The organism is Streptomyces sp. NPDC059455 (genome assembly GCF_042750115.1).
GTDB classification, from domain to species: domain Bacteria; phylum Actinomycetota; class Actinomycetes; order Streptomycetales; family Streptomycetaceae; genus Streptomyces; species Streptomyces endocoffeicus.
This window is the reverse complement of sequence record NZ_JBHYVB010000148.1, coordinates 3,269-29,114: the sequence shown is the minus strand read 5'-3', so window position 1 is coordinate 29,114 and position 25,846 is coordinate 3,269. Positions and strand designations below refer to the sequence as shown.

General features: G+C 72.8%; 21 protein-coding genes. 14 read left to right on the top strand and 7 right to left on the bottom strand.

Translation table 11 applies throughout. The annotated features are described in order from the left end of the window. Positions 1-116: 116 nt before the first annotated feature. Complete coding sequence (locus ACFXB5_RS37930) at positions 117-929, bottom strand: hypothetical protein (RefSeq protein WP_385217013.1); 813 nt, start codon at positions 927-929, stop codon at positions 117-119. A gap of 248 nt (positions 930-1,177) precedes the next feature. Continuing rightward, positions 1,178-3,232, bottom strand: a complete 2,055-nt coding sequence (locus ACFXB5_RS37925; protein ID WP_385217005.1) for a PucR family transcriptional regulator — start codon at positions 3,230-3,232, stop codon at positions 1,178-1,180. A 347-nt stretch (positions 3,233-3,579) separates the two neighbouring features. Here ACFXB5_RS37925 and ACFXB5_RS37920 point away from each other — a divergent pair, with 347 nt between their 5' ends. From ACFXB5_RS37920 to ACFXB5_RS37900, 5 genes are all read left to right on the top strand, one after another. Further along, complete coding sequence (locus ACFXB5_RS37920) at positions 3,580-4,470, top strand: FAD binding domain-containing protein (protein ID WP_385217002.1); 891 nt, start codon at positions 3,580-3,582, stop codon at positions 4,468-4,470. Between the two features lie 2 nt (positions 4,471-4,472). Further along, positions 4,473-5,297, top strand: a complete 825-nt coding sequence (locus ACFXB5_RS37915) for a 2Fe-2S iron-sulfur cluster-binding protein (protein ID WP_385217001.1) — start codon at positions 4,473-4,475, stop codon at positions 5,295-5,297. A gap of 2 nt (positions 5,298-5,299) precedes the next feature. Then, the gene (gene pucD / locus ACFXB5_RS37910; RefSeq protein ID WP_385216998.1) at positions 5,300-7,696 is read left to right on the top strand and encodes a xanthine dehydrogenase subunit D; all 2,397 of its coding nucleotides are present in this window, start codon (positions 5,300-5,302) and stop codon (positions 7,694-7,696) included. 76 nt (positions 7,697-7,772) lie between these two features. Then, positions 7,773-8,924, top strand: coding sequence for an XdhC family protein (locus tag ACFXB5_RS37905; protein WP_385217010.1), 1,152 nt, complete (start codon positions 7,773-7,775; stop codon positions 8,922-8,924). Between the two features lie 197 nt (positions 8,925-9,121). Next, positions 9,122-10,825: a glycoside hydrolase family 6 protein gene (locus ACFXB5_RS37900; protein ID WP_385216996.1), complete on the top strand. Its 1,704-nt coding sequence runs from the start codon at positions 9,122-9,124 to the stop codon at positions 10,823-10,825. A 10-nt stretch (positions 10,826-10,835) separates the two neighbouring features. Here the strand turns inward: ACFXB5_RS37900 and ACFXB5_RS37895 are convergent, their stop codons facing one another. The 3 genes from ACFXB5_RS37895 to ACFXB5_RS37885 form a co-directional block, all read right to left on the bottom strand. Next, positions 10,836-11,726: a phosphatidylinositol-specific phospholipase C gene (locus ACFXB5_RS37895; protein WP_385216994.1), complete on the bottom strand. Its 891-nt coding sequence runs from the start codon at positions 11,724-11,726 to the stop codon at positions 10,836-10,838. 178 nt (positions 11,727-11,904) lie between these two features. Beyond that, on the bottom strand, positions 11,905-13,086 hold the full coding sequence (locus ACFXB5_RS37890; RefSeq protein ID WP_385216992.1) for a magnesium and cobalt transport protein CorA: 1,182 nt from the start codon (positions 13,084-13,086) through the stop codon (positions 11,905-11,907). Positions 13,087-13,239: 153 nt separating this feature from the next. Next, positions 13,240-14,175, bottom strand: a complete 936-nt coding sequence (locus ACFXB5_RS37885; RefSeq protein ID WP_385216990.1) for a LuxR C-terminal-related transcriptional regulator — start codon at positions 14,173-14,175, stop codon at positions 13,240-13,242. 94 nt (positions 14,176-14,269) lie between these two features. On the opposite strand from ACFXB5_RS37885, the gene ACFXB5_RS37880 reads away from it, so the two are divergent. Continuing rightward, positions 14,270-15,967: an AMP-binding protein gene (locus ACFXB5_RS37880; RefSeq protein ID WP_385217007.1), complete on the top strand. Its 1,698-nt coding sequence runs from the start codon at positions 14,270-14,272 to the stop codon at positions 15,965-15,967. 73 nt (positions 15,968-16,040) lie between these two features. Further along, the gene (locus ACFXB5_RS37875) at positions 16,041-17,801 is read left to right on the top strand and encodes an AMP-binding protein (protein WP_385216987.1); all 1,761 of its coding nucleotides are present in this window, start codon (positions 16,041-16,043) and stop codon (positions 17,799-17,801) included. Between the two features lie 93 nt (positions 17,802-17,894). Here ACFXB5_RS37875 and ACFXB5_RS37870 read toward each other — a convergent pair whose 3' ends face one another. Together ACFXB5_RS37870 and ACFXB5_RS37865 are read right to left on the bottom strand one after the other, a co-directional pair. Next, entirely contained in the window at positions 17,895-18,644 is a 750-nt protein-coding gene (locus ACFXB5_RS37870) for a neutral zinc metallopeptidase (protein ID WP_385216984.1), read from the bottom strand. Between the two features lie 102 nt (positions 18,645-18,746). Next, entirely contained in the window at positions 18,747-19,451 is a 705-nt protein-coding gene (locus ACFXB5_RS37865; RefSeq protein ID WP_385216981.1) for a hypothetical protein, read from the bottom strand. A 345-nt stretch (positions 19,452-19,796) separates the two neighbouring features. Here ACFXB5_RS37865 and ACFXB5_RS37860 point away from each other — a divergent pair, with 345 nt between their 5' ends. The 7 genes from ACFXB5_RS37860 (at position 19,797) to ACFXB5_RS37830 (ending at position 25,756) form a co-directional block, all read left to right on the top strand. After that, the gene (locus ACFXB5_RS37860; protein ID WP_385216979.1) at positions 19,797-20,048 is read left to right on the top strand and encodes a hypothetical protein; all 252 of its coding nucleotides are present in this window, start codon (positions 19,797-19,799) and stop codon (positions 20,046-20,048) included. After that, positions 20,045-20,416, top strand: a complete 372-nt coding sequence (locus ACFXB5_RS37855) for a helix-turn-helix domain-containing protein (protein ID WP_201857340.1) — start codon at positions 20,045-20,047, stop codon at positions 20,414-20,416. Before ACFXB5_RS37860 ends, ACFXB5_RS37855 begins: the two co-directional genes overlap by 4 nt. Before the next feature lie 108 nt (positions 20,417-20,524). Further along, the gene (gene uraD / locus ACFXB5_RS37850) at positions 20,525-21,079 is read left to right on the top strand and encodes a 2-oxo-4-hydroxy-4-carboxy-5-ureidoimidazoline decarboxylase (protein WP_385216976.1); all 555 of its coding nucleotides are present in this window, start codon (positions 20,525-20,527) and stop codon (positions 21,077-21,079) included. Beyond that, positions 21,079-21,417 (top strand): hydroxyisourate hydrolase, encoded by a 339-nt coding sequence (gene uraH / locus ACFXB5_RS37845; RefSeq protein WP_385216973.1) that lies wholly within the window; start codon positions 21,079-21,081, stop codon positions 21,415-21,417. Before uraD ends, uraH begins: the two co-directional genes overlap by 1 nt. 5 nt (positions 21,418-21,422) lie before the next feature. Continuing rightward, positions 21,423-22,304: a factor-independent urate hydroxylase gene (pucL, locus tag ACFXB5_RS37840; protein WP_385216970.1), complete on the top strand. Its 882-nt coding sequence runs from the start codon at positions 21,423-21,425 to the stop codon at positions 22,302-22,304. Between the two features lie 69 nt (positions 22,305-22,373). Next, positions 22,374-23,744 carry an 8-oxoguanine deaminase gene (locus ACFXB5_RS37835; RefSeq protein WP_385216967.1) on the top strand — a complete coding sequence of 457 codons (1,371 nt, stop codon included), beginning with the start codon at positions 22,374-22,376 and terminating at the stop codon, positions 23,742-23,744. Positions 23,745-23,914: 170 nt separating this feature from the next. Beyond that, positions 23,915-25,756 carry an alpha-L-fucosidase gene (locus tag ACFXB5_RS37830; RefSeq protein ID WP_385216965.1) on the top strand — a complete coding sequence of 614 codons (1,842 nt, stop codon included), beginning with the start codon at positions 23,915-23,917 and terminating at the stop codon, positions 25,754-25,756. The last annotated feature ends 90 nt before the right edge of the window (positions 25,757-25,846 follow it).

Genomic DNA, 25,846 nt, shown 5'->3' with positions numbered 1-25,846 from the left:
GGCCCTGGCCCTGGGGCGGCGCCCGCACCCGGCCCCGGTCCCGCGCCCACGCCCGCCCCCGGGGCGGGGCCCGCCCCCGGGCCGGGGGGTGTCCCGCCCCAGGGCAGCGGGTGGGGTCAGTCGGCGGTTTCCTCGGGGGACAGTTGTTCCGCGAGCCAGACGGGGACGCCGCCCAGGAGGCGGACCAGACGGCCGGCCTCCGTGCGGAGGCGGGTGGCCTCGTCGGGGTCGGGTTCCACGTCGGCCAGGGCGGCCAGGGCCGGGGCGATGCCGACCAGGTAGCCCAGCTCCTCACGGATCCGCAGTGACTCCGCGAAGCCGTGCCGTGCGTCGGGGAGATCGCCGTCCGCCTCCGCCATGGCGGCCAGGTGCCGCCAGGTGAACGACCGCAGCAGGGTGTCGCCGTGCGCCGCCGCGCCCGCGTGGGCGCGCTGGAAGGCGGCCAGGGCGCCGGTCGGGTTGTGGGCGAGGTGCTGGGAGATCAGCCCGCGCCGGAAGTCCAGCAGCGGCCGGATCGGGGAGCCCGGTGAGAGCAGCGCGGCGGCGCGGCCGAGCGCGGTCCGCGCCTCGTCGGCCCGGTCCCGCACCCCGAGCAGCGTGGACGCGTACGCCAGATAGCCCCGCTCGCACGCGGTCGCGCCCCGCTCGGTGTCGGTGAGCGCGAGCGCCTCCGCCGCCCGCAGGGCGTCCTCGGCCGCGTCCCAGCCGGTGGAGGTGTACATGCACCGTTCGGTCAGGACGACGCTGCGCTTGAGCGCGGCCGAGGCGTCGTCCGCCGCCCGTGGGGTGAGCAGCTCGGCGGCGTCCTTCCAGCAGCCGCGCGAGCGCAGCCGCCATACCGCCGTGTCGAGTGGGTCGTCCACAAGCGGGTCGAGCCCGCGCCCCGTTCCTACCTCGGAATGGGAACCTGACGATCCAGGTGGTGACATGGCGGTGTCCGCCACATTGCCCTCCCCAAGCGCGCCATCGAGCCGGAAGCTGTGGGCGAATCTCAGCACGAATGCGCGCGCCCGGCCAAGAGGTTGGTGTGAATGAATTCACAAACCCCTGGCAAGGGTGATGTCGCGGTGGGGCCAGGAGGTGCGCTCCGGGCGCTTCCACAAACGCCTCCGCGATCGCTTCCACAGGCGCTTCCGGGCGCCTCCGCAGGCGCCTCCGCGATCGCTTCCGCGCCGCCTCAGCTCATGCGCAGCGCGAGGAAGAAGTCCAGCTTGTCCTCCAGGCGCGACAGCTCGCGCCCGGTCAGCTGCTCGATCCGGCCGACCCGGTAGCGCAACGTGTTGACGTGCAGGTGGAGCCGGGCGGCGCAGCGCGTCCAGGAGCCGTCGCAGTCCAGGAACGCCTCCAGGGTCGGGATCAGCTCGGCCCGGTGGCGCCGGTCGTACTCGCGCAGCGGATCCAGCAACCGGGCGGTGAAGGCGCGCCGCACATCGTCCGGGACGAACGGGAGCAGCAGTACGTGCGAGGCCAGCTCCTGATGCCCGGCCGCGCACACCCGCCCGGGGCGCGCGGCGGCCACGCGCCGGGCGTGCCGGGCCTCCTCCAGGGCGCCGCGCAGCCCGTCGGCGGAGTGCACGGCGGCGCTGACGCCGAGGGTCAGCCGGCCGTCGCCGTCCAGACCCCGGGAGAGCGGCTCCCGGACGGCGGTGAGCAGCGCGTCGGCCTGCACCTCCGCCGTCTCCGGGTGGTCCGTGGCGCCGTCCGACGGGCCGTTGGAGAGCGCCGGGAGGGGGACGAGCGCCACCGCCTCGTCACCGGTGTGCGCCACGGCGATCCGGTCCGAGGGCTCCGGCCCGGTCGCGTACGGGTCGACCAGGATCTCCTCCAGCAGCGACTGGGCCACCCGGCCGCCGGGGATGCCACCGGGGACGCCCCTGCCGTCCGGCGAGGAGCCCTCCCGCGCGCCCCGGTCCCGCGCCATGTCGGCCTGCGCCACGCCTTCCCGCGCGCCCCGGTCCCGTCCGTCCCGGTCCCGCGCGCTCCCGTCCCACGCGACGCCGTCTCGCGTGGCACCCTCGCGCGCCCCGCCGCCCGCGCCCTTCCGCGCGCTACCCGGCCGCGCCCCGGTGTCCACGCCGCCCCGCGCCCCGCCGTGCGGGCCTCCCCGCGTCCCGCCGTATGCGTCCTTCCCCGCGCCGCCCGGCCGCGTCCCGGCGTCCACGCCGCCCCGCGTCCCGCCGTGCGGGCCTCCCCGCGTCCCGCCGTCCCCGCCGTGCTCCCGCTCCGCCGTGACGCCCCACTCCACCCGGGCCACCACCACCTGCCAGTGCGGCGCCGTGCCGAGACCCGGCAGCAGCACCGGGGCGGCCACCCGCAGCCGGGCCGCGATCTCGGCGGGCGGCGCGCCCGACTGGACCAGCTCCAGCACCTCCTGGGCGAGTCTGCGCCGCACCGTGCGGGAGGCGTTCCGCCGGTCGCGCTCGACCGCGATCAGCTGGGTGACCCCGTAGAGCAGATCCAGCCGCTCCTCCGGCCATTCGTCGGCGTCCGCGCCGACCGCCAGCACCCAGTCGGACAGCACGGTCTCGCGCACATCGTCGCCGGGGTCACCGCTGCGGATGGGGAAGAGGGAGTACGTCATGCCGTCCGCGACGGTCACCCGGTGCGGGCCGCGCCGCCCGTCGCGGCGGGCGGCCAGTTGCTCGCCCGCCAGCTGGGCGCGGATCGCCGCGGGCGGCTCCGCGGCCGCACCGGCGGCGGTCGGGCCCGCGATCCGGCGGCCGGTGGGGGAGAGCACCCACGCGGTCAGGTCCAGGTCCGAGCGGAGCAGGTCCAGGACGACTTCGGGGCCGCCGCCCGCGGGCCCGGACGTCATCATCCGGCGGTGCCGGTCGACGACCGCGGCCAGATCCCCGGCCCGCTCACCGGAGACCTGGCGCACCACATGCTCGGTGATCGTGGCGAACGCGACGTCCTCGACCACGGAGAACAGCGGCAGCCGATGGCGGCCACAGGCCAGCACCAGATCCTCGGGCACGGCACCCAGCTCCGCCTCGCCCGCCGCGAGACCCGCCACCCCGGCCGCCGCGAGGATGCGGACGAACCGCTCGGAGTCCTCCGGCTCACGCCGCCAGGCGAGCCCGGTCAGCACCAGTTCGCCACCGGCGAGATAGCGGCTGGGGTCGCGCAGATCGGTGGTCATCACGCCGCGCACGGTACGGTCCAGCTCGTCCTCACCGCCGAGCAGACGCAGCCCCAGGGTGTCGTTCTCCAGCAGTGCGCGCAGCCGCATGTGATGCCAGCCGATCTTGTTCCGTGTTGCCGGTCGGATACCGCGAGGTTTCCGGTCCCCGCCGTTCGTTCGAATCTACAAGAGCTGCCCCCTGGCCAGCCAATTGCTTCATGTCTTTGGTGACTGCACCATGTGGCCCACACCTCGGTCTACTGGCGTTGAGCCGTGTGCAGAGTTCTTGGAGGACGCCCCCCCCGTGCGTGGGGAGCCACGTATGGGCTCACGGGCGGGAAGCCCTCCTCCCCACGACACCGACACCGACGCCGACATCGACACCGACACCGACACCGACACCGACACCGAAACCGAAACCGACGCCGACGCCGACGATTCGAGAAGAGAGACCCATGGACTTCCTGCGCCCCGCCGGCTGGGAGGAGGCGCTCGCCGCGAAGGCCGAGCACCCCACCGCCGTGCCCATCGCGGGCGGCACCGATGTGATGGTCGAGATCAACTTCGATCACCGGCGGCCCGAGTATCTGCTCGATCTGACCCGCGTCGCCGAACTGGCCGAGTGGGAGGCCACCGACCGTACGGTCCGGCTGGGCGCGGGCGTCCCGTACACCCGGATCATGGAGGAGCTCCGGACCGAGCTGCCGGGCCTGGCGCTCGCCGCGCACACCGTCGGCTCACCGCAGATCCGCAACCGCGGCACCGTCGGCGGCAACCTCGGCGCCGCCTCGCCCGCCGGGGACGCCCATCCCGCGCTGCTGGCGGCCGGGGCCGAGGTGGAGGCGGCGTCGGTGCGCGGCACGCGGCGGATCCCGGTCGAGGAGTTCTTCACCGGCGTCAAGCGCCACGCCCTGGAGCCCGATGAGCTGATCCGGGCGGTGCACATCAGACGAGCGGACGGACCGCAGCAGTTCTCCAAGGTCGGCACCCGCAACGCCATGGTGATCGCGGTCTGCGCCTTCGCCATCGCGCTCCATCCGCGCACCCGCACCGTCCGCACCGGCATCGGATCGGCCGCGCCCACGCCCGTACGGGCCTGGGAGGCCGAGGAGTTCCTGGGCGCGGCGCTCGAGGAGGGCGGCTTCTGGGACAGCGGCGCGCCCCTCGACCCGTCGGCCGTCCGGCGCTTCGCCGAGCTGTGCGCCGGGGCCTGCCGCCCGATCGACGACGTACGCGGCACCGCCGCCTACCGCCGCCACGCGGTGGGGGTCATGGCGCGCCGCACGCTCGGCTGGACCTGGGAGGCGTATCGCGGGGGAGAGGGGAGGACCGCACAGTGCGCGTGAACATGAGGGTCAACGGGCGGCCGTACGAGGCCGATGACGTCTGGGAGGGCGAGTCCCTGCTGTACGTGCTGCGCGAGCGGCTGGGGCTTCCCGGTTCCAAGAACGCCTGTGAGCAGGGCGAATGCGGTTCCTGCACGGTCCGTCTGGACGGGGTGCCGGTGTGCGCCTGCCTGGTGGCGGCGGGGCAGGCCGAGGGCCGCGAGGTGGTCACCGTCGAGGGACTCGCGGACCACGCCCGGCGGCGCCCCGGGCATGCCGCCGAGGCGGCTGGAGCCGTCTGCCCCGGTGAGCCCGAGGAGGGTCGCCCCGGCGAGCCTGCGGCGGCCCACTCCGTGGGGCCGGGGTCCGAGGTCGGCGGGCCCGCGGAGCCCGAGACCCGCCCCGCGGAGCCCGAGACCCGCCCCGCGGAGCCCGAGACCCGCCCCGCGGAGCCCGAGACCCGCCCCGCGGAGCCCGAGACCCGCCCTGCGGGGCTCGAGGCCGTCCGCCCCGCGGAGCCCGAGGCAGCCCACCCGGGGAAGCCCGAGGTCGGCCACCCCGTAGCGCCCGAGGCCGTGCGTCCCCGGCAGCCCGAGCCATCCCGCCCCGGGCAGGTCGCCCCGCTGGCCCCGGTCCAGCAGGCGTTCATCGACGCGGGTGCCGTCCAGTGCGGCTTCTGCACCCCCGGGCTGCTGGTGGCGGCCGATGAGTTGCTGGAGCGCAATCCCGACCCCTCCGACGCCGACATCCGCGAGGCGCTCTCCGGCAACCTCTGCCGCTGCACCGGCTACGAGAAGATCCTCGACGCGGTCCGGCTCGCGGCCGCCCGCACCGGGGAGGCGGTCTGACCATGGCAGCCGACCGCACCGCCAGTGCCCCCACGACCGTCACCCAGGCCACCGGCGCCAGCCGGGGGACCGTCGGCGAGTCCACCCTGCGCCCGGACGGCACCCTCAAGGTGACCGGCGAGTTCGCGTACTCCTCGGATCTGTGGCACGAGGACATGCTGTGGGGCTTCACCCTCCGCAGCCCCTACGCCCACGCCGCGATCCGGTCCATCGACACCGCCGGGGCGCTCGCCCTGCCCGGCGTGTACGCCGTCATGACGCATGACGACCTGCCCGCCGGGACCCACTACGGCCTGGAGATCCGCGACCAGCCCGTGCTCGCCAAGGACCGGGTCCGCTACCACGGCGAGCCCGTCGCGATCGTCGCCGCCGACCACCCCGAGACCGCCCGCCGCGCCGCCGCCCGGATCGTGGTGGAGTACGAGGAGCTGCCGCTGGTCGTGGACGAGGCCACCGCCACCGCGCGGGACGCCCCGCTGCTCCACCCCGGCCGCCGGGACCACCACGCGTCCCATGTCCCGCACCCGAACGTCGTGCACCGCCAGCCGATCCGGCGCGGCGATGTCGCCGCCGCTCGCGCCCGCGCCGATGTGGTGGTCCGCCGGGACTACGAGGTGGGCATGCAGGACCAGGCGTTCCTCGGCCCGGAGTCGGGGCTCGCGGTGCCCGCCGAGGACGGCGGGGTGGACCTCTACATCGCCACCCAGTGGCTGCACGTCGACCGCGACCAGCTCGCCCCGGTCCTCGGGCTGCCCGCCGACAAGGTGCGGCTGACGCTGTCCGGCGTCGGCGGGGCGTTCGGCGCGCGCGAGGACCTGTCCATGCAGGCCCACGCCTGTCTGCTGGCGCTGCGCACCGGACGGCCCGTCAAGATCGTCTACAACCGGTACGAGTCCTTCTTCGGCCATGTCCACCGCCACCCCGCCAAGCTCACCTACGAACACGGCGCGACCCGCGACGGCATGCTGCTCTACGTCCAGTGCCGCATCGTCCTGGACGGCGGCGCGTACGCCTCCTCCTCCCCGGCGGTGGTCGGCAACGCCGCCTCCCTGTCCATCGGCCCCTACGTCGTCGAGAACGTGGACGTCGAGGCCATCGCCCTCTACTCCAACAACCCGCCCTGCGGTGCGATGCGCGGCTTCGGCGCCGTCCAGGCGTGCTTCGCCTACGAGGCGCAGATGGACGCGGTGGCGGCCGAACTCGGCCTGGACCCGGTGGAGTTCCGGCGGCGCAACGCCATGTCCCAGGGCGCCACCATGCCCACCGGGCAAGTGGTCGACTCCCCGGCCCCGGTCGCCGAGCTGCTGCGCCGCGTCAAGGCGCTGCCGATGCCGCCCGAGCGCGCCTGGGAGGCGGCGGGCGGCCCGGTGGACGTACGGGCCCTGCCGGGCGGGCTGTCCAACACCACCCACGGCGAGGCCGTGGTGCGCGGGGTGGGCTATGCGGTCGGCATCAAGAACGTCGGCTTCTCCGAGGGCTTCGACGACTACTCCACGGCCCGGATCCGGCTGGAAGTGATCGGTGGCGAGCCGGTCGCCCTGGTGCACACCGCGATGGCCGAGGTCGGCCAGGGCGGTGTCACCGTGCACGCCCAGATCGCCCGCACCGAGCTGGGCGTCGACCGGGTCACCCTCCACCCGGCCGACACCCGGGTCGGCTCGGCGGGCTCCACCTCCGCCTCCCGCCAGACGTATATGACGGGCGGCGCCGTCAAGCACGCCTGCGAGGCGGTCCGGGCGGAGGTGCTGCGGCGCGGCCGCGAGCGGTTCGGCGCCTCCCACCCCGCGTGGGCGGAGCCCGGTCGGCTGCGGCTGGAGGACGGCAAGGTGGTCACCGACGGCGGCGAGGTGATCGGCGACCTCGCCGGGCTCCTCGGCGACGGGGCGATCGACCTGGAGCGGGAGTTCCGGCACCGGCCGACCGAGCCGTTCGATCCGCGCACCGGACAGGGCTTCGGCCATGTGCAGTACTCCTTCTGCGCCCATCGCGCGGTCGTCGAGGTCGACACCGAGCTGGGCCTGGTCAAGGTGGTCGAGCTGGCGGCCGCGCAGGACGTGGGCAAGGCGATCAATCCGCTGTCGGTCGTCGGGCAGATCCACGGCGGTTCGACGCAGGGGCTCGGGCTCGCCGTGATGGAGGAGATCGTTGTCTCGCCGGACGGGGCGAGGGTGCGCAACCCGTCGTTCACGGACTATCTGATCCCCACCATCCTGGACACCCCGGCCATGCCGGTGGAGGTGCTGGAGCTGGCGGACGACAACGCCCCGTACGGGCTGCGCGGCGTCGGCGAGGCGCCCACGCTCTCCTCCACCCCGGCCGTCGTCGCCGCCATCCGCGCCGCCACGGGCCTGCCCCTGAGGCGTGTACCCGTCCGCCCGGAGCATCTGACCGGCGGCTGAGGGCAGATTTCGCGGGCCCGGCGCGTTGACGCGAATATAGGTGGCCCGTACATGGCCGTCCGAGGAGCTGATCACCATGCTGGACATCGCCGCCGAGCTGCACCGGTGGTGCGAGGAGGGCCGGGACTTCGCCGTCGCCACCGTGGTCTCCGTGGGCGGCAGCGCACCCCGCCTGCCCGGGGCCGCGCTCGCCGTGGACGCCGAGGGCACGGCGGTCGGCAGTGTGTCCGGCGGCTGTGTCGAGGGCGCGGTGTACGAGCTGTGCCAGGAGGCGCTGCGCACCGGCGAGAGCGTGCGGGAGACCTTCGGCTACTCCGACGAGGACGCCTTCGCGGTGGGTCTGACCTGCGGCGGGGTCATCGATGTCCTGGTCAGCCCGGTTCGGGCGGCCGACCGCGAGCTGCGTCCGGTGTTCGCCGCCGCCGCGTCCGCCGCCGCCGAGGGCGGGACGACCGCGCTGGCCCGGATCGTGGACGGCCCGCCCGAGCTGCTGGGCCGCGCCCTGCTCATCCGCCCGGACGGCGGCTGGGACGGCACCCTGGGCGGCCACCCCGAGCTGGACCGCACGGCCGCCGCGGAGGCCCGTGCCCTGCTGGACGCCGGGCGCACCGCGACCGTGGAGATCGGCGCCGAGGGGAGCCGCTGCGGGCGTCCCGTCACGCTGCTCGCCGAGTCCAGCGTGCCGCCGCCGCGCATGATCGTCTTCGGGGCGGTGGACTTCGCGAGCGCGCTGGTGCGGATCGGGAAGTTCCTGAACTACCACGTCACGGTCTGCGACGCCCGTCCGGTCTTCGCGACCGAGCTGCGTTTCCCGGACGCCGACGAGGTGGTCGTCGACTGGCCGCACCGCTATCTGGACCGGACCGAGGTGGACGGCCGCACGGTGCTGTGTGTGCTCACCCACGATCCGAAGTTCGACGTCCCGCTGCTGCAGCGGGCGCTGCGGCTGCCCGTGGCGTACGTCGGCGCCATGGGCTCCGCCCGCACCCACCGGGACCGGCTGCGGCGGCTGCGCGAGACCGGTGTGGGCGAGCCGGAGCTGGCCCGGCTGCGCTCTCCGATCGGGCTGGACCTCGGCGCGCGTACGCCCGAGGAGACCGCGCTGTCCATCGCGGGCGAGATCGTCGCGAACCGGCGGGGCGGCAGCGGAACGCCGCTGACGGGTGCCCGGACCCCGATCCACCACGACACCCGGGCCCCCTCGGACCGGATCGGATCGGTCGCCTGAAACACCGTCGAACGCCGTCGCCCGACATTTCGCGCACCTGAAATCGCATCAGATCACAGAAGGATCGTCTGACATAAGGCCACTCCTGAGCGGGAAAAACCCTCCGCCATCTGGCGGAGGATTCATTTGCCGGGTGCCGGTTTCTGAGTGAGAGTCAGAAACCGACCATGGTCCTGCCGCCCCCCTGGAGTGCGCACGTGCGTAAGAGACGCAAGATCCTCACCGTGTCGACGGCCGTCGTGGCCGCGGCCACCCTGCCCCTGTTGATCAGCCCCGTGGTGAGCGCGGCCGTGTCGGAGGACGACGACGAGTCCTCGCGCGTGACCCGCCTCTACGCCCCGCCCCCCGACCGGGACTCCTACCGCCAGGTCGCCCGGCTCGCCTGGCGGGGCGACTTCCGTGACTCCGCGGGGCTCCTCTCCATGGTGCGGACGCCGCACGCGGTCTGGTACGGGGACGAGACCCCGGAGCAGGTCAGGCGGCTGGTCCGCCGGACGACGCGGAGCGCGGGCTGGCAGGAGAGGCTGCCGGTCCTCGCCCTCTACAACATCCCGGGCCGTGACTGCGGCAGCTACTCGAGCGGGGGCGCCGACGGCCTCGCCGCGTACCAGGCGTGGATCGACGCCGTCGCCGAGGCCATCGGCGACCGTAAGGTGCTGATCATCCTCGAACCCGATTCGCTGGCGCTGCTGCCCTCCGACTGCGCGGACGCCTCGAACACCGAAGAGTCCGCGCTCGCCTCGCAGCCCGAGCAGCCCACCGCCGAGGAGCAGCCCACCGCCGAGGAGCGGCCCGCCGTCGAGGCATCGCCCACCGAGCTGCCGCCGCTGCCCGACCCCGACGCCTCCACGGCCCCGCCCGCCGCATCGGCCGACTCCGGCACCGGCCAGGAGGCCGCGCAGTCCGCCGACCCGCAGTCCGCCGACTCGCAGTCCACGGACCGGCAGTCTGCCGACCCGCAGTCCGCCGACTCGAGCCCCGACGCCTCCGGGCTCCTGATGCCCATGTTCCCGGGGGCCCAGGAGCCCGCCGACCCCGAGCCCTCCGCGTCCCAGAGCCCCGACCCCGAGCCCTCCGCCGAGCAGCCCACCACCCTGCCCGAGCTGCCCCCGCTGCCCACGCCCGACCCGGTGACCCCCGACCCCGTGACGCCCGACCCCGAGGACGTGAGCGACACCGAAGACCTGGACACCCCGGTGGTCGAGGACCCGGAGACCGCCGCCCGCTACTCCGAGATCAACTACGCGGTCGACGTCCTCAGCGCGCTCGGCAACGCGTCGGTGTACCTGGACGCGGGCCACTCCGGCTGGCACTCCGTCAGCAGCATCGTGCCCCGGCTGCTCAAGGCCGGGATCGACCGCGCAACCGGCTTCTCCCTCAATGTCTCCCACTACCAGACCGACCAGGACAGCGCCTGGTACGGCCGGCTGGTCTCCTCCTGCCTCGCCTACGCCGACGAGGGCGGGGACCCCGAGGACTGCGCCGAGCAGAGCTGGTCGCGGCGGCACGCCCGCCGTTGGCTGCGCCGCCACGTACCGGACGACCCGTCCCTCATGAAGCACTACGTCACCGACACCAGCCGCAACGGCCAGGGCCCCTGGACCCCGAGGGCCGCGTCGCACCAGCGCAACGACGTGCAGTCATGGTGCAACCCGCCGGGCCGGGGCCTGGGCCGGCGCCCCACCACCCGTACCGGCGAGGCGCTGCTGGACGCCGTGCTGTGGGTGAAGACGCCGGGGCAGTCGGACGGGCGGTGCCTGCGCGGCACCGACGGGCCCCTGGACCCGGTGCGCGGGACCGTCAACCCCGAGGCGGGGGAGTGGTTCCCGGAGCAGGCGCTGGAGCTGGTGCGCTACGCGGACCCGGCGGTCAACGTCTTCCGCCGGCCCCGCGGCCGCTGACGCCCCGCGGTCAGCCCGCCGGATTGTGCCGGACGAGGGCGTCGACCAGGCCGGACGCGGTGTTCGGGAAGTCCATCGGAACGATCCCGAGCCCGGTCAAGACCTGTGCCTCGGCGCCCTCCAGGAACGATTTCACCCGCGGGTTCAGCCGGTCCGCGTTGGAGCGGGGCGGCAGCAGGGCGGCGGTGGAGACATAGTTCATGAAGAGCTTGCCGGGCTGGGCCGCCGCCTTGCGGAACTGCGCCTCGATCTTCGGGTACTTGCCGATCGGCTCCGCCATGTAGTCGTCCTGGATGTCGAAGAGCGCGCCGTCGCCGTACCGCACCCCCGGCATGTTGTCCGAGTCGGCGAGCAGCACCACCCTGCCCCGGGCCTGGCCCAGGGCGGGGAGGGTGCCGTCCAGGCGGAACAGCGAGCGCCAGCCCTTGTCGTCCAGATAGATGTCGAAGATCCGGCGGAACTCCGCGGCGCTCTCCTCCGAGTACTCCTGCTTGACCCGCATCAGCACGGTCTCCGACGGATGCGCGGAGAGAAAGGAGCGGCAGGCGCCGAGCACGTCGTCGAAGTTGAGGTTCTGGTAGAAGGCGCCGTGGTGGATCGGGAAGGCGTTCTCGAAGGCGCGGCAGCGGATGTCCAGGAAGCGGATGCCACTGGCCAGCTGGTCGGCGATGGTGGTGTTCTGACACTCCGTCCACGGACCGCCGAAGCGGGCGCCGGAGTCGTGGGTTCCGGGCAGGGTCAGCCGCTGGACCGGAGTGGCGTCGGCGACGGCCGACAGCCAGTCCTGGGCGGCGGTCGGCCGGGGCGGCGCGGCGGTGGCCGTCGCGGTACCGCCGACGGCGGTGACCAGCCCCGCGGTGGACAGTGCGGCCGCGCCCCTGAGGAACCCTCGCCGGTCCATACGCACACTCCCGTAGCTCGCCCGCCGGTGCCGTGCCGCACGGCATCGAAGCACAAACGGCATGGAGGGGCTACGGAAAACGGCTGAATCAGCGGTTCATCGGGGGATTCCCTAGAACCGCCGGTCCAGCCGGAGAGATGTGACCCGGAGAGATGTGACCCGGAGAGGTGTGACGCCGTCAGAGCCAGTCGCGGCGCTTGAAGATGAGGTACAGACTGACGCAGACCACCGCCATCAGCAGGATCGCGAACGGGTAGCCCAGCACCCAGTGCAGCTCGGGCATATGGGTGAAGTTCATCCCGTAGATGGTGCCGACCAGCGTGGGGGCGAACAGGATGGCCGCCCAGGCGGAGATCTTCTTGACCTCCTCGTTCTGCTCGAAGCCCGCCTCGGCCAGCGCCCGCATCTCGGCGTTCTGCTGCTGGGTCACCAGGGTGGCGTTGACCGCGAGGATGTCGGTGAGGGCGGAGCGGAAGCCGTCCACGCGCTCGCTGGTGTGAGTGACGTGGTCGGCCACGTCCCGCAGATAGCGCTGGAGCTCCTCATCGGTGCCGTACTTGTCGAAGCCCGCCATCAGCCCGTGCAACATCCCGACCAGGGGCCGGGTGGCGCGCTGGAACTCCACCATTTCGCGGGAGAGCTCATAGATGCGCCGCGAGACCTCGGGATCGCCGCGGAAGACCTCGGTCTCGATCTCGTCGATGTCGTTCTGCACCCCCGCCACGACCGGGGCGTAGCCGTCCACGGCCGCGTCGAGGATCGCGTACAGCACGGCCTCGGGGCCCAGCGCCAGCAGCTCGGGGGTGGACTCCATCCGGGCGCGCACCGCCGACAGGTCCGGGGCGGCGCCGTGCCGGACGGTGATGACGAAGTCGGGGCCCACGAAGACGTGCAGCTCGCCGAAGTCCACCTCCTCGGGCGCGTCGAGATAGCGGGCGGCGCGCAGCACCACGAAGAGGGTCTCGCCGTAGCGCTCCAGCTTGGGGCGCTGATGGGCCTCCAGCGCGTCCTCGATGGCCAGCTTGTGCAGATCGAACTCCTCGGCGAGCGAGAGCAGCTCCGTCTCGCTCGGCCGGTACAGCCCGATCCACGCCATGGCGCCCGTCTCCTCGCGCAGCCGCCGGTAGGTGGCGGCGAGGGAGCCGGGGGTGCCGACCCGGCGGCCGTCCCGGTACACCGCGGCGTCCACCACACTGCGCTCGTCGACCTCGGACGGGGCCCCGTCGGCCGCCGCGGCGGGCGACTCGCCGCGCGGCGGGCCCGGGGCGGGGCGGGGTGTGGCATCGGCCCGGTCCGCCCCGGCGGGGCGCCGCCAGGGGTAGCGCTTCGTGGGACGCGGGGTGCGGCGGCGCTCGGGCATAGACGGTCCTTTACGGATAGCGGGCTCGGGCTCGGACCGGCGCCACTCCTGTCGTCTCGTGTCGCGAGCACTGACCTCAGTGCAGGATATCGCCCCATATGACCGGCGTGCGCCCTGGGCAAGCCGCGGACCGCTCGATCGGCGCCCGGCGCGCTACGGCAGAAGCCCCGCCCGGCGGGCCTCGACCACCGCGTGGAGACGGGTGTGGGCCCCCAACTTCCGCATCGAGGACCGCAGATAGCTCTTCACCGTCTCCGGCCGCAGCCCCAGCCGCTCCGCCGCCGCCGAATTCGTCGCCCCCGACGCCACACACGCCAGCACATCCACCTCGCGCGGCGACAGCTCCACCCCGCTCGGGCGCTCCCGCTCGCGGCCGTGGTGCCCGGACGAGGCCCTGGCCAGCCGGCCACAGGCGGTGAGTATCTCCGCCCGCAGCTGGGGGTCGGGCACCCGGTGCGCCAGGGCCCGCAGATCGCCATGGGCCTCGCGCACCTCCTCCCACACCGCCGGATCGGTCTCCTCCGTCGGCGGCGCCCACCGCGGCTGCCCCCGCAGCCGCCGCCGGCGCGCCTCGGCCAGCAGCCGCTGCGCCTCGTCCCGCGCCGCCAGCTCCTGCGCCAGTTCGTGTTCCAGCGCCCGTTCCAGTTCGCGGGCCGCCTCCACGGCGGAGCTCAGCGCCCGGTCGCCGAGCACCAGGGGCTGACGCAGTGCGCCGTACAGCACTCCGCGCACCTGCCCGCGCACCACCACCGGCACCGCGAGCATCGAGCGCAGCCCCTCCGCGCCCACCGCCGCGTCGTATTCATGGCTGATCGCCCGCGAGGCGGGGTAGTCCGCCACCGAGATAGGCCGGGACATGGTGAGGACCTTGCCGCCCAGGCCGTTGCCCGGTGTGATGGCCAGTCCCCGCAGGGAGTTGGTCGTGGTGCCGGTGAGTTCCGAGATCCGGAACTGCCGTGCGCCCGAGAAGAGCCCGCCGAACGCGACGGGCAGTCCACCGCGCCGGCGCATCCGCTGGAGCGTGCTCTGCATGTCGACGGCCCTGCCCGATCCCGCCCCGTCCGTTTCCGCCACGGCCACCTCCCGCATCCAGCGCCACCCCCGTCCGGGGGTAGTGAGACTCAGATCACCCGTCGCACGATGCTAGCGAGCGGTACGCCCTTCAGGAGGACAAGTGACAGCAATGAATCCGGCCCAGGACTTCCGCGCGGCACGGGACTTCCTGCTCGGTCACCGGGAGGACTACGCGGCGGCGTACGAGGGGTTCCGCTGGCCCCGCCCGGAGCGGTTCAACTGGGCGCTGGACTGGTTCGACGGGATCGCCGGACGCGTCGGCGACCGCACCGCCCTGCACATCGTCGAGGAGGACGGCGGCGAGATCCGCCTGACCTTCGAGGAGCTGCGCCGCCGCTCCGACCGGGCCGCGAACTGGCTGCGCGAGCGGGGCGTGCGGGCCGGTGACCGCATCGTGGTCATGCTCGGCAACCAGGTCGAGCTGTGGGAGACCGCGCTGGCCGCGATGAAGCTGCGCGCCGTGGTCATCCCCGCCACCCCGCTGCTCGGGCCGCTCGACCTCGCCGACCGCATCGAGCGCGGCCGGGCCCGGCATGTGATCGTGCGGACCGGGGACACCGGCAAGTTCGCGGACGTGGCCGGGGACTACACCCGGATCGCGGTCGGCGGCACGTCCGAGGGCTGGCTCGCTTATGAGGACGCCGGGACCGCCGCCATCACGGCGGACGGCCCGGGGGGCGAGGAGCCCTTCACCCCCGACGGACCGACCCACGCCACCGACCCCCTGATGCTGTACTTCACCTCCGGCACCACCGCCCGCCCCAAGCTGGTCGAGCACACCCACATCTCGTACCCCATCGGACATCTGTCGACGATGTACTGGATCGGGGTCGAGCCGGGCGATGTCCACCTCAACATCTCCTCCCCCGGATGGGCCAAGCACGCCTGGTCCAATCTCTTCGCCCCCTGGAACGCCGAGGCCACCGTCTTCGTCCACAACTACACGCGGTTCGACGCCACCCGGCTGATGGCCGAGATGGACCGCTGCGGCATCACCACCTTCTGCGCCCCGCCCACCGTCTGGCGGATGCTCATCCAGGCAGATCTCACCCAGCTGCGCACCCCGCCCCGGGAGGCGGTGGCCGCGGGCGAGCCGCTGAACCCCGAGGTCATCGAGCATGTGCGGCGCGCCTGGGGGGTGACCATCCGGGACGGTTTCGGCCAGACCGAGACCGCCGTCCAGGTGGCCAACACCCCCGGACAGCCGCTCAAGCCGGGTTCGATGGGACGGCCCACCCCCGGGTTCCGGGTCGTCCTGCTCGATCCGGTCACCGGCCGGCCCGGTGAGGAGGGCGAGATCAGCCTCGACCTCACCGGCCCCGAGGGCCGCCCGGTCGGCCTGATGACCGGCTACGAGGGCGATGAGGAGCGCACCGCCGAGGCCACCGCGGGCGGCTACTACCGCACCGGGGACATCGGCTCGCGCGACGCCGACGGCTACATCACCTACATCGGCCGCGCCGACGACGTCTTCAAGGCATCCGACTACAAGATCTCCCCGTTCGAGCTGGAGAGCGCGCTGCTGGAGCACGAGGCGGTCGCCGAGGCGGCCGTCGTCCCGGCCCCCGACCCGGTGCGGCTCGCCGTGCCGAAGGCGTACATCGTCCTCGCGGAGGGCTGGGAGCCCGGCCCGGACACGGCAAAGGCGCTGTTCGCGCACTCGCGGGCGGTGCTCGCGCCATACAAGCGGATCCGCCGGCTGGAGTTCGCCGACCTCCCCAAGACGGTTTCCGGGAAGATTCGCCGGATCGAGCTACGTGAACGCACGGCACAGGGCGGCGGTATCGAGTTTCATGAGGAGATCTGATGACTGACGCTCATATGATGACCCACCCTCACGAACGTGAAAGCGTCCGCGACCGTGACACCAAGGAGCTGCCATGACCGACCTGACGTCCGACCCACCAAGCCCAGCCGGGCTCTCCTACGCCAGTGGAGTCGGTGACCTTCCGCTGCTCGGCGACACCATCGGCGCCAATCTGGCCCGCGCCGTCGAGCTGTACGGTGAGCGCGACGCGCTCGTCGACATCCCCTCCGGCCGCCGCTGGACCTACGCCGAGTTCGGCCGGTCGGTGGAGGAGGTCGCGCTCGGGCTGATGGCCAAGGGGGTCGCCAAGGGCGACCGGGTCGGCATCTGGGCCGTCAACTGCCCCGAATGGGTGCTGTTGCAGTACGCGACCGCCCGCATCGGCGCCATCATGGTCAATATCAACCCCGCGTACCGCGTCCACGAGTTGCGGTATGTGCTCCAGCAGGCGGGCATCTCGGTCCTGGTCTCCTCCATCGAGCACAAGACCAGCGACTACCGTCGGATGGTCGAGCAGGTGCGCTCGGCCTGCTCCGCCCTGCGCGATGTCATCTACATCGGCGACCGGACCTGGGACATGCTGGTGCGCGCGGGAGCCGATGTCGCCCCCGGGCGGCTGGCCGAGCGCGAGGCCCGGATCGGCTGCGACGACGCGGTCAACATCCAGTACACCTCCGGCACCACCGGCTTCCCCAAGGGCGCCACCCTCTCCCACCACAGCATCCTCAACAACGGCTTCTTCGTGGGGGAGACGGTCCGCTACACCGCCCAGGACCGGATCTGTGTGCCGGTGCCCTTCTACCACTGCTTCGGCATGGTCATGGGCAACCTCGCGGCCACCACCCACGGCGCCTGCGTGGTCATCCCCGCCCCCACCTTCGACGCCGTCGCCACCCTCTCCGCCGTCGAACGGGAGCGCTGCACCTCGCTGTACGGCGTGCCCACCATGTTCATCGCCGAGCTGGCCCTGCCGGACTTCGCCACCTTCGACCTCAGCTCGCTGCGCACCGGGATCATGGCCGGATCGCCGTGTCCGGTGGAGGTGATGCGGCGGGTGGTCGGCGAGATGCACATGGCGGAGGTGTCCATCTGCTACGGCATGACCGAGACCTCACCGGTCTCCACCCAGACCCGGCCCGAGGACGACCTCATGCGCCGCACCTCGACGGTCGGCCGGGTGCTGCCGCATGTCGAGGTCAAGATCGTCGACCCGGTGACCGGGGCGACCGTGCCCCACGGCACCCGCGGTGAGCTGTGCACCCGCGGCTACTCGGTGATGCTCGGCTACTGGCAGGAGCCCGAGCGGACCGCCGAGGCGATCGACTCGGCGCGCTGGATGCACACCGGCGACCTCGCGGTGATGGACGGCGAGGGCTACGTCCAGATCGTGGGCCGGATCAAGGACATGATCGTCCGCGGCGGGGAGAACGTCTATCCGCGGGAGATCGAGGAGTTTCTGCACACCCACCCCAAGGTCGCGGATGTGCAGGTCGTCGGCGTACCGGACGAGAAGTACGGCGAGGAGATCCTGGCCTGCGTCATCCTGCGCGAGGGCGCCAGGACCCTCACCCGAGACGAGCTCGTCCGCTTCTGCCGGGGCCGCCTCGCCCACTACAAGGTCCCCCGCTATCTGCGGCTCATGGACTCCTTCCCGATGACGGTCAGCGGCAAGGTCCGCAAGGTCGAGCTGCGTGAGGCGGCCGCCCGGGAGCTGCTGCCCGAGACCCGGTCCGAGGCCGATCCGGCCAGATCGGAAACGCCTTCGGGAACGCCTTTGGAAACGCCTTCGGAAACGCTTGCCGAGCGGGCCGAGCCCCAGGCCGCGCCCAGCTGATGAGATGCGGGCCCCTCTACCACAGCAGGGGCCCACACCCCCGCAGGGGCCCACACCCCCGCGCCGGGAACGCCATGTGTCACCGGCCTCCCGTCACTGGATGCCGTTCGGCAGACAGGACTTCACCCCGGATCGCGCGCCGCGGCTGAAGTAGGAGACCCGCTGGGAAGCGTCGCCGTGGTCGGAGACATCGGTCCACGGGGTCCTGTCGGCGAGCGCGGTCAGGGCGTCCGCCAGCTCCTCGGTGTCGCCGTCCTCGAAGGTGAGCGTCCCGTCCTGCGCGGCGCCGAAGAGGACCGCCCCGGCCAGGCAGTCGGCCTGGAGCTCACGGGCCAGATCCACCAGCCCCGCGTCCAGCCGGTTCTGGACCGCGTGGCCCCACTCATGGGCGATCACCAGATAGACCCAGGCGTCGCCCCGCGCATGACCCCAGCGCATCAGATCCATGTCCCACGCTATGTAGTCGCCGTCCGGGCAGTACACGGCGTTGTCGTCCGGTAGGGGCGCGTTGCCGCACACCGGAGCGCCGGGGGTGCCGCCGTCGTAGGCCCCCGAGACCCGGGGCGGGCCGTAGCCGCCGGTGAACAGCTGGGACCAGTGGGTCTGCCAGTAGGTGTTGGTGACGGAGACCGCGGCCTGGATGTCCTCCTCCACGCTCCCCCCACCGTCGGGTCCGGCGCCGGTGGTCGACGGTTCGGGCGTGCTGGACGGCGGCCCGGGCGCGGGCGAGGAGCTCTCCACCGCGGGCGGGGGCACATCGCCGCCCCCGCATCCGGTCACCAGGAGGAGGGTCAGGGCGGCGGCGAGAGCGGCCCATGACCTCGGGTACCACGGAACAGCCATCGTTCGGCCTCCGGCCGGTCGAGCGGATGGGACGGGTGAACGGTGGAGGGTGGTCCCTCAAAGGAAGCGTTCCCCCGGTCATGAGCACAAGGGCCGACCGGGTCAGCCGTCCGGCGGGCCCATCCGGATCAGTGCGTCCGCCGGGTCGTTGACGGGCTGCGGGGTGCCGGTGAGATCCATGATGAACAGCGGCAGATGCAGCGCGTCGGCGCGCGCCCGCGCCTCCCGCGCGTAGCCCGCGAGCGAGAAGAAGACGCTCATGGCCGACTTGTGGAGCCCGTTCAGCCACAGGCACTCGATGTCCCGCAGCCCGGTGGGGCCGGTGGTCGGATCGACCTGGGCGACCACGCCCGTCCCGTAGAGGTCCACCCCGGAGACCGCCCGGTCCTCCGAGGGCCGCAGGCTGTGGAAGCCGAGCCACTTCAGATACTGCGCGGCGGCGGTGACCGCGTCCCGCGCGGTACGGATCGTGACCGGCCGGAAGGCCGGGCGCCGCACCACCGGGCCGCCGGGCCCGGCCGCCGCACCCGGGCCCACCGGGGGCGGCGCGGCGGCGACGGGCACGCGGACCACCGCACCGCAGTCGCAGCCGAGCTCCGGCTGCGGCCAGTGGCCCTGGCGGCCGCAGGACGGGCAGTTCACCGCCACCCAGAGGTTCTCCCAGGTGCGGTGGGAGAGCTCCTCCGGGCTGCCGTCGCGGAGGACGGGGAGGGTGACCGGGGCGCCGCACGCACAGGGGAAGGCGGGCGGCGTGAACGACTGCTCGCGACGGCACGCGGGACACCGCACCGGCACGTTGTCTGTCATCGGGGCGCTCCGTGGGCGGAAGGCGGATGCGGTATCGGTCCATGCTCCCCGAAGCGGGCGGCAGCGGGGAGGGACTTGGGCGTTCTGTCCCCCGCGGCGGGGGCGCCGTGTTAGGGCCTGTCGTCAAAAGGGGCGCCCTGCTCCCGACGCCTGGCACGGCGTCCCCAGCTACCTACCGCTGCGAGGTGCCCCCGCTGCGTTGTCGCGTCGCCCAAGTACGCCCAGTACAAGGGCGACGCTCCGCCTTGCGAGGCGCCCCCGGCTACCGCTGGGAGGTGCCCCCTGCTCGCGGCCGGACGCCCCCTTTGACGACAGACCCTAGGCGGGACGCAGTAGGTTGGCGGCGTGAGATTGAGGGTTGAGTTCACCACCGAACCGTTCGACCTCGACGAGGTGCCGGCGCACGCCGTGGCCGCCCGCGAGACCGTCCAGGCCGCCCCGCTGGACGCCGTGGACGTCGGCCCCTTCGGCAACACCGCCGAGGGCGGGGCCGAGGCGGTGCTTGAGGCCGTCGACCGGCTGCTGCGCAGCTCCCTCGAAGCCGGTGCCACCCGTATCTCGCTCCAGGTCAGCGTCCTCGGGGAGGCCGAGGCGTGAGCGTTCCGGCCGACCACCCCTTCGCCGCCGCGGTGAAGCCGCTCGTCGACGCCATGGGCGGCGAGATGATCGCCCCCGACCGGGCCCGGGGCGACGATGTGGTGCTCTCCTGGGAGGGCCGTCCGGTGGTCGCCGTAAGGCTGCCGCATCTGTCGGACTCGCTCGACCGCATCCTCGCCGACCTCCAGCGCCGCTACGGCGTACCGCTCTCGGCCCTGGACCGCAAGACCAAGCAGTCCGTGGTCCGCCAGCTCGAGCAGCGCGGCGCGTTCTCGGTGCGCCATGGGGTCGAGACGGTCGCCGGGGCCCTCGGGGTCAGCCGCTTCACCGTCTACAACTACCTCAACCGGGAGAAGGGCGGGGACTGACGGCGTCCCCTTTCGCGGCCCCCCCCGCGTACCGGCCGCGCGCTCCCGTTACCCGGAGTTTTCAACAAACTGTTGACGTTCGGCACGGGAGCCTCCTAGCTTGCGAGTGTGACTTCCAGTGCACCGCCGGGGCTGGCCCGGTTCAACGCGGTGGACGACCGGGACGCCGCCGCGCTGCTGCGCGAGGTGTGCGCCGGCCGGGCCTGGGGCGCGGCGATGGCGGCCGGGCGGCCGTACGGGACGGTCGGGGAGCTGCTCGACGCCTCGGACGCGGCCACGGCCGGGCTGACCGCCGCCGACCTGGCCGAGGCGATGGCCGGGCATCCGCCCATCGGACGCCCGGCACCGGGCGACGCCGCCTCGGCGCGGGAGCAGAGCGGGGTACGGGACGCGGAGCGCGCGGAGCTGCTGGAGCTGAACCTCGCGTACCAGGAGCGCCACGGCCATGTCTTCCTGATCTGCGCCACCGGCCGCACCGGCGAGGAGATGCTGGCCGCGCTGCGCGAGCGGATCCACCACGACGCCGACACCGAGCGCGACATCGTCCGCACCGAACTGGGAAAGATCAACCGCATCCGGCTGACCCGGCTGACGGAAGCGCTGACGGAAACCCGGGCGGAAACCCTGGAGGCCCCGCGGGCCCCGGCGGAAGGAGAGCGGTGATGGCGAGCGGTGCCACCTCGGTGTCCACCCACATCCTGGACACCAGCATCGGCCGCCCCGCCGTGGGCGTGGTCGTCGAACTGTCCGTCCGCTCCCGGCCCGGCGCGGAGTGGACGGCGCACGCCGACTCGCTCACCGACGCCGACGGGCGCTGCGGGGACCTGCCCGCCCTCCCCGAGGGCACCACCCACGCACGGCTGCGCTTCGAGACCGGGCCGTATCTGACCCATGCCTTCTTCCCGGAGGTCGCGGTCGCCTTCGCCGTCGAGCCGGGTGAGCACTACCACGTACCGCTGCTGCTCACCCCGTTCGGCTACTCCGTCTACCGAGGGAGCTAGCACCGATGCCCACGCTCGGCCCGAACAGTTACGGCAAAGCCGAAACCCGTGTCGTCCGGGTGGTGCGCGACGGTGCCGTGCACCACCTGAAGGACCTCAATGTCTCGGTGGCGCTCTCCGGTGAGATGGAGGAGGTCCACCTCTCCGGCGGCAACGCCAACGTCCTGCCGACCGACACCACCAAGAACACCGTGTACGCCTTCGCCAAGGAGCACGGCATCGACACGGCCGAGGAGTTCGGCATCCGGCTGGCCCGCCACTTCGTCACCAGCCAGGAGCCCATCCACCGCGCCCGCATCCGCGTGGAGGAGTACGCCTGGGAGCGGATCGGGACGGCCGGGAGCGCCGAGCACTCCTTCGTCCGCCGTGGCCAGGAGGTCCGCACCGCCCAGATCACCTTCGACGGCGAGCGCTGGGAGGTGGTCTCCGGGCTCACCGGCCTCACCGTGCTGAACACCACGGACTCCGAGTTCTGGGGCTATGTGAAGGACCGGTACACCACGCTCCCGGAGGCGCGCGACCGGATCCTCGCCACCGATGTGCGCGCCCGCTGGCGCTACGGCTGGAGCGAGGACACCCGGCCGATGCCGGACTGGGACCACGGCCACACCGAGGCGCGCGGCCATCTGCTGAGCGCGTTCGCCGGGACCTACTCGTACTCGCTCCAGCAGACGCTCTATCAGATGGGCGCGCGAGTGATCGAACACCGCCCCGAGATCGACGAGATACGCCTCTCGCTGCCCAACAAGCATCACTTCCTGGTCGATCTGGAACCCTTCGGCCTCACCAACGACAACGAGGTCTACTTCGCCGCCGACCGGCCGTACGGGCTCATCGAGGCCACCGTGCTGCGGGACGGCGCCGAGCCCCGGATCCCCACCGACTGACGGACCCCACCGATCCCTACTGATCCCCACTGATCCCCACCGACCGATACGACGGGAGGGCCACGCTCCGTGAACCGCATCGTCATCGAGAACTGCGCCGTCGCCACCGTGGACGCCCACGACACCGAGTACGCCTCCGGCCATGTCGTGGTGGCGGGCCACCGCATCGAGTCGGTGGGCGAGGGGCGCGCGCCGGAGGGGCTGGCGGACGTCGTCCGCCGGGTCGACGGCACGGGGCATCTGGTGACCCCGGGCCTGGTCAACACCCATCACCACTTCTACCAGTGGCTCACCCGCGGCCTGGCCCAGGACAGCAACCTCTTCGACTGGCTGGTCGCGCTCTACCCCGTCTGGGCGCGGATCGACGAGCCGATGGTCCACGCGGCGGCCCGCGGCTCGCTCGCGATGATGGTGCGCGGCGGGGTCACCACCGCCATGGACCACCACTACGTCTTTCCGCGCGGCAGCGGCGATCTGCTGGGCGCCGAGATCCGCGCGGCCCGCGAGCTGGGCGTGCGGTTCACCGTCGCCCGCGGCTCCATGGACCTCGGCGCCTCCGCCGGCGGACTGCCGCCGGACTTCGCCGTGGAGTCCACGGAGGACGCGCTGGCCGCCACCGAGGAGGCCATCGACACCCACCACGACCCGGCGTTCGAGGCCATGCTGCGGATCGCGGCCGCGCCCTGCTCGCCCTTCTCCGTCTCCACCGAACTGCTCCGCGAGTCCGCGGCGCTGGCCCGCCGCAAGGGCGTACGGCTGCACACCCACGGCTCGGAGACGGTGGAGGAGGAGAAGTTCTGCCATGAGCGGTTCGGGATGGGGCCGACCGACTACTTCGAATCCACCGGCTGGCTGGGCGAGGACGTGTGGATGGCCCACTGCGTCCATATGAACGACGCCGACATTCGGGCGTTCGCCCGCACCGGCACCGGGGTGGCCCACTGCCCCTCGTCCAACGCCCGGCTCGCCGCCGGGATCGCCCGCGTCCCCGATCTGCTCGCCGCGGGCGTACCGGTCGGCCTCGGCGTGGACGGCACCGCCTCCAACGAATCCGGTGAGCTCCACACCGAACTGCGCAACGCGCTGCTGATCAACCGGCTCGGCGGCCACCGCGAGAAGGCGCTGAACGTGCGTCAGGCGCTGCGCCTCGGCACCCATGGCGGTGCTCGGGTGCTCGGCCGCCAGGAGGAGATCGGCTCGCTGGAGCCGGGCAAACTGGCCGATCTGGTGCTGTGGAAGCTGGACGGCCTCGGCCACTCGTCCATCGCCGACCCGGTCGCGGCCCTCGTCCTCGGCGCCCCGGCCCCGGTGACCCTGTCCCTGGTGAACGGCGCTCCGGTGGTGGAGTCGGGCCGGCTGCTCACCGTGGACGAGGACGAGATCGCGCGGGAGGCGCGCACCGAGGCGCGGCGCCTGGCCCGTATCGCGGAAGAAGGCTGAACGCCGCAGCCGATACATCGGATGGGTCGCTGGGATAGCCGCCTTACGGCCGTCACCGGCGGCCCGTCAGGCCGTTCGGGCCCCGTTGACATCCCACCTTTCCGGTTCTAGGTTCCCGTACGCGGCTGGCCAGCCCTCCTGTCCGACCATCCACGAGCACAGGAGCCGCCATGCGTACGTCCAGACGACGGGCCGTCATCCCCCTCCGAGCGCTCAGCCTTCTGCTCGGCATGGTGCTGGCGACGATCCTCAGCGGCCCTTCCGCCGCCACCGCGGCGCCCCCGACGGCACGGGAGCCCGGACCCGGCACCGACTACGCGACCGACGATCCCTTCACCTCCGCCCGCACCGACTGGTGGCGGCAGGACCGCTTCGGGATGTTCATCCACTTCGGCGCCTACTCCCAGCTGGAGGGCGAATACCGGCGGGCGGACGGGACCGTCTGCCGCGACGCGGAGTGGATCAAGCGGAACTGTCAGATCCCGATGGGCGAGTACGAGGACGCCGCCCAGGACTTCAACCCCGCGTCCTTCGACGCCAAGGCCATCGTCAAGGCGGCCAAGGACGCCGGACAGCGCTATATCGTCATCACCTCCAAGCACCACGACGGCTATGCGATGTGGCCCACCAAGCAGAACACCTGGAATCTGCGCGACCACTCCTCCTTCGACCAACGGCGCGACATCCTGGCCGAGTTGAAGTCCGCCGCGGACGCCGCCGGGATCAAACTCGGCTTCTACTACTCGATCTGGGACTGGCACGACCCCGACTTCGCCGACCCCGCCACCTTCCCGCGCTATGAGAAGCGGATGTACGCCCAGCTCAAGGAGCTGGTCGACAGCTACCATCCGGCGCTGCTCTGGTTCGACGGGGAATGGGACGCGGACAACCCCACCAACCGCTGGTCCGCCCAGGACGGTGAGCGGCTCCAGTCCTATCTCCACGGGCTCGACCCCGATCTGATCACCAACAACCGGGTCGGCAAGCGGCGTGTCGTCGACGGCGACTACGGAACGCCCGAGCAGGAGATCCCGGACGCGCCCGTGGACGGGCAGCTGTGGGAGAGCTGTATGACCCTCAACGGCCACTGGGGCTTCGCCAAGTACGACCAGGACTGGAAGTCGCCCACCACCCTCACCCGCAATCTCCTCGACATCGCCGGCCGCGGCGGCAACTACCTGCTGAATGTCGGCCCCGACAAACTGGGCCGAGTGCCCCAGCCCTCCGTCGACCGGCTGCGCGAGATCGGCTCCTGGCTGCGGACCTCCGGCCAGGGCAGCGCGGTGTACGGGGCCGGGGCCACCGGGCTGGTGGACGAGCCGTCCTGGGGCACGGTCAGCCGGTCGGGCGACCGGCTGTATGCGTCCGTCACCTCCTGGCCCGCCGCCGGTCAGCCGCTCCACCTCACCGCGAAGGCGCCGTTCACGGTGACGGGCGCCCGGGTGCTGGGCAGCGAACAGCGGGTCGAGGTGGCGAAGGCGGGCGACGGTTTCGACCTCACCCCCTCCGGCGGACCGGCCGACGACATCGCCTCGGTGATCGAGCTGACGATGAAACCGGTCCCGGCCGCACCCCAGGGGCAGGGCCAGGGGCTGCGGGAGGAGGTCTTCGCCAATGAGACCTTCACCGGGCCGCCGGCCGTCACCCGGACCGACCCGACCGTCAACCACACCTGGCGGTTCGCCGGCTCCCCGGCCGCCGATGTCCCCGCCGACCACTTCGGCGTCCGCTGGACCGGCTATCTCCAGCCCCGGCACAGCGAGACCTACACGCTCTCGGCCGTATCCGACGACACCGCGCGGGTGTGGATCGACGGCCGCCTGGTCATCGACGCCACCACCCCGCACGGTCCACAGGTCGACAAGGCGACCGTCGCGCTGCGCGCCGGAACGAAGCACGCCATCCGGATCGAGTACACCGAGCAGACCGGTGAGGCCCATATGAAGCTGCTGTGGTCCAGCCCCAGCGTGCCCCAGCAGATCGTGCCGCGCGCCCAGCTCTACACGCCGTAGCGACGGGCAGGGGGGGGCGCGGGGCCGCGGGGGGGGGGGGGGGGGCGCGCGTGGGCGGGGTGTCGGGGGGCGCGGGGGCGGGGGGGGAGA

What these genes read in the sequence shown, in the direction of transcription:
- pucL (WP_385216970.1), top strand. Translation starts at nt 21,423, where the DNA reads ATGCCCACGCTCGGCCCGAACAGTTACGGCAAAGCCGAAACCCGTGTC.
- ACFXB5_RS37920 (WP_385217002.1), top strand. Translation starts at nt 3,580, where the DNA reads ATGGACTTCCTGCGCCCCGCCGGCTGGGAGGAGGCGCTCGCCGCGAAG.
- ACFXB5_RS37890 (WP_385216992.1), bottom strand. Translation starts at nt 13,086, where the DNA reads ATGCCCGAGCGCCGCCGCACCCCGCGTCCCACGAAGCGCTACCCCTGG.
- ACFXB5_RS37915 (WP_385217001.1), top strand. Translation starts at nt 4,473, where the DNA reads ATGAGGGTCAACGGGCGGCCGTACGAGGCCGATGACGTCTGGGAGGGC.
- ACFXB5_RS37875 (WP_385216987.1), top strand. Translation starts at nt 16,041, where the DNA reads ATGACCGACCTGACGTCCGACCCACCAAGCCCAGCCGGGCTCTCCTAC.
- ACFXB5_RS37885 (WP_385216990.1), bottom strand. Translation starts at nt 14,175, where the DNA reads ATGCGGGAGGTGGCCGTGGCGGAAACGGACGGGGCGGGATCGGGCAGG.
- ACFXB5_RS37870 (WP_385216984.1), bottom strand. Translation starts at nt 18,644, where the DNA reads ATGGCTGTTCCGTGGTACCCGAGGTCATGGGCCGCTCTCGCCGCCGCC.
- ACFXB5_RS37905 (WP_385217010.1), top strand. Translation starts at nt 7,773, where the DNA reads ATGCTGGACATCGCCGCCGAGCTGCACCGGTGGTGCGAGGAGGGCCGG.
- ACFXB5_RS37880 (WP_385217007.1), top strand. Translation starts at nt 14,270, where the DNA reads ATGAATCCGGCCCAGGACTTCCGCGCGGCACGGGACTTCCTGCTCGGT.
- ACFXB5_RS37925 (WP_385217005.1), bottom strand. Translation starts at nt 3,232, where the DNA reads ATGCGGCTGCGCGCACTGCTGGAGAACGACACCCTGGGGCTGCGTCTG.
- ACFXB5_RS37830 (WP_385216965.1), top strand. Translation starts at nt 23,915, where the DNA reads ATGCGTACGTCCAGACGACGGGCCGTCATCCCCCTCCGAGCGCTCAGC.
- pucD (WP_385216998.1), top strand. Translation starts at nt 5,300, where the DNA reads ATGGCAGCCGACCGCACCGCCAGTGCCCCCACGACCGTCACCCAGGCC.
- ACFXB5_RS37865 (WP_385216981.1), bottom strand. Translation starts at nt 19,451, where the DNA reads ATGACAGACAACGTGCCGGTGCGGTGTCCCGCGTGCCGTCGCGAGCAG.
- ACFXB5_RS37930 (WP_385217013.1), bottom strand. Translation starts at nt 929, where the DNA reads ATGTCACCACCTGGATCGTCAGGTTCCCATTCCGAGGTAGGAACGGGG.
- ACFXB5_RS37895 (WP_385216994.1), bottom strand. Translation starts at nt 11,726, where the DNA reads ATGGACCGGCGAGGGTTCCTCAGGGGCGCGGCCGCACTGTCCACCGCG.
- uraH (WP_385216973.1), top strand. Translation starts at nt 21,079, where the DNA reads ATGGCGAGCGGTGCCACCTCGGTGTCCACCCACATCCTGGACACCAGC.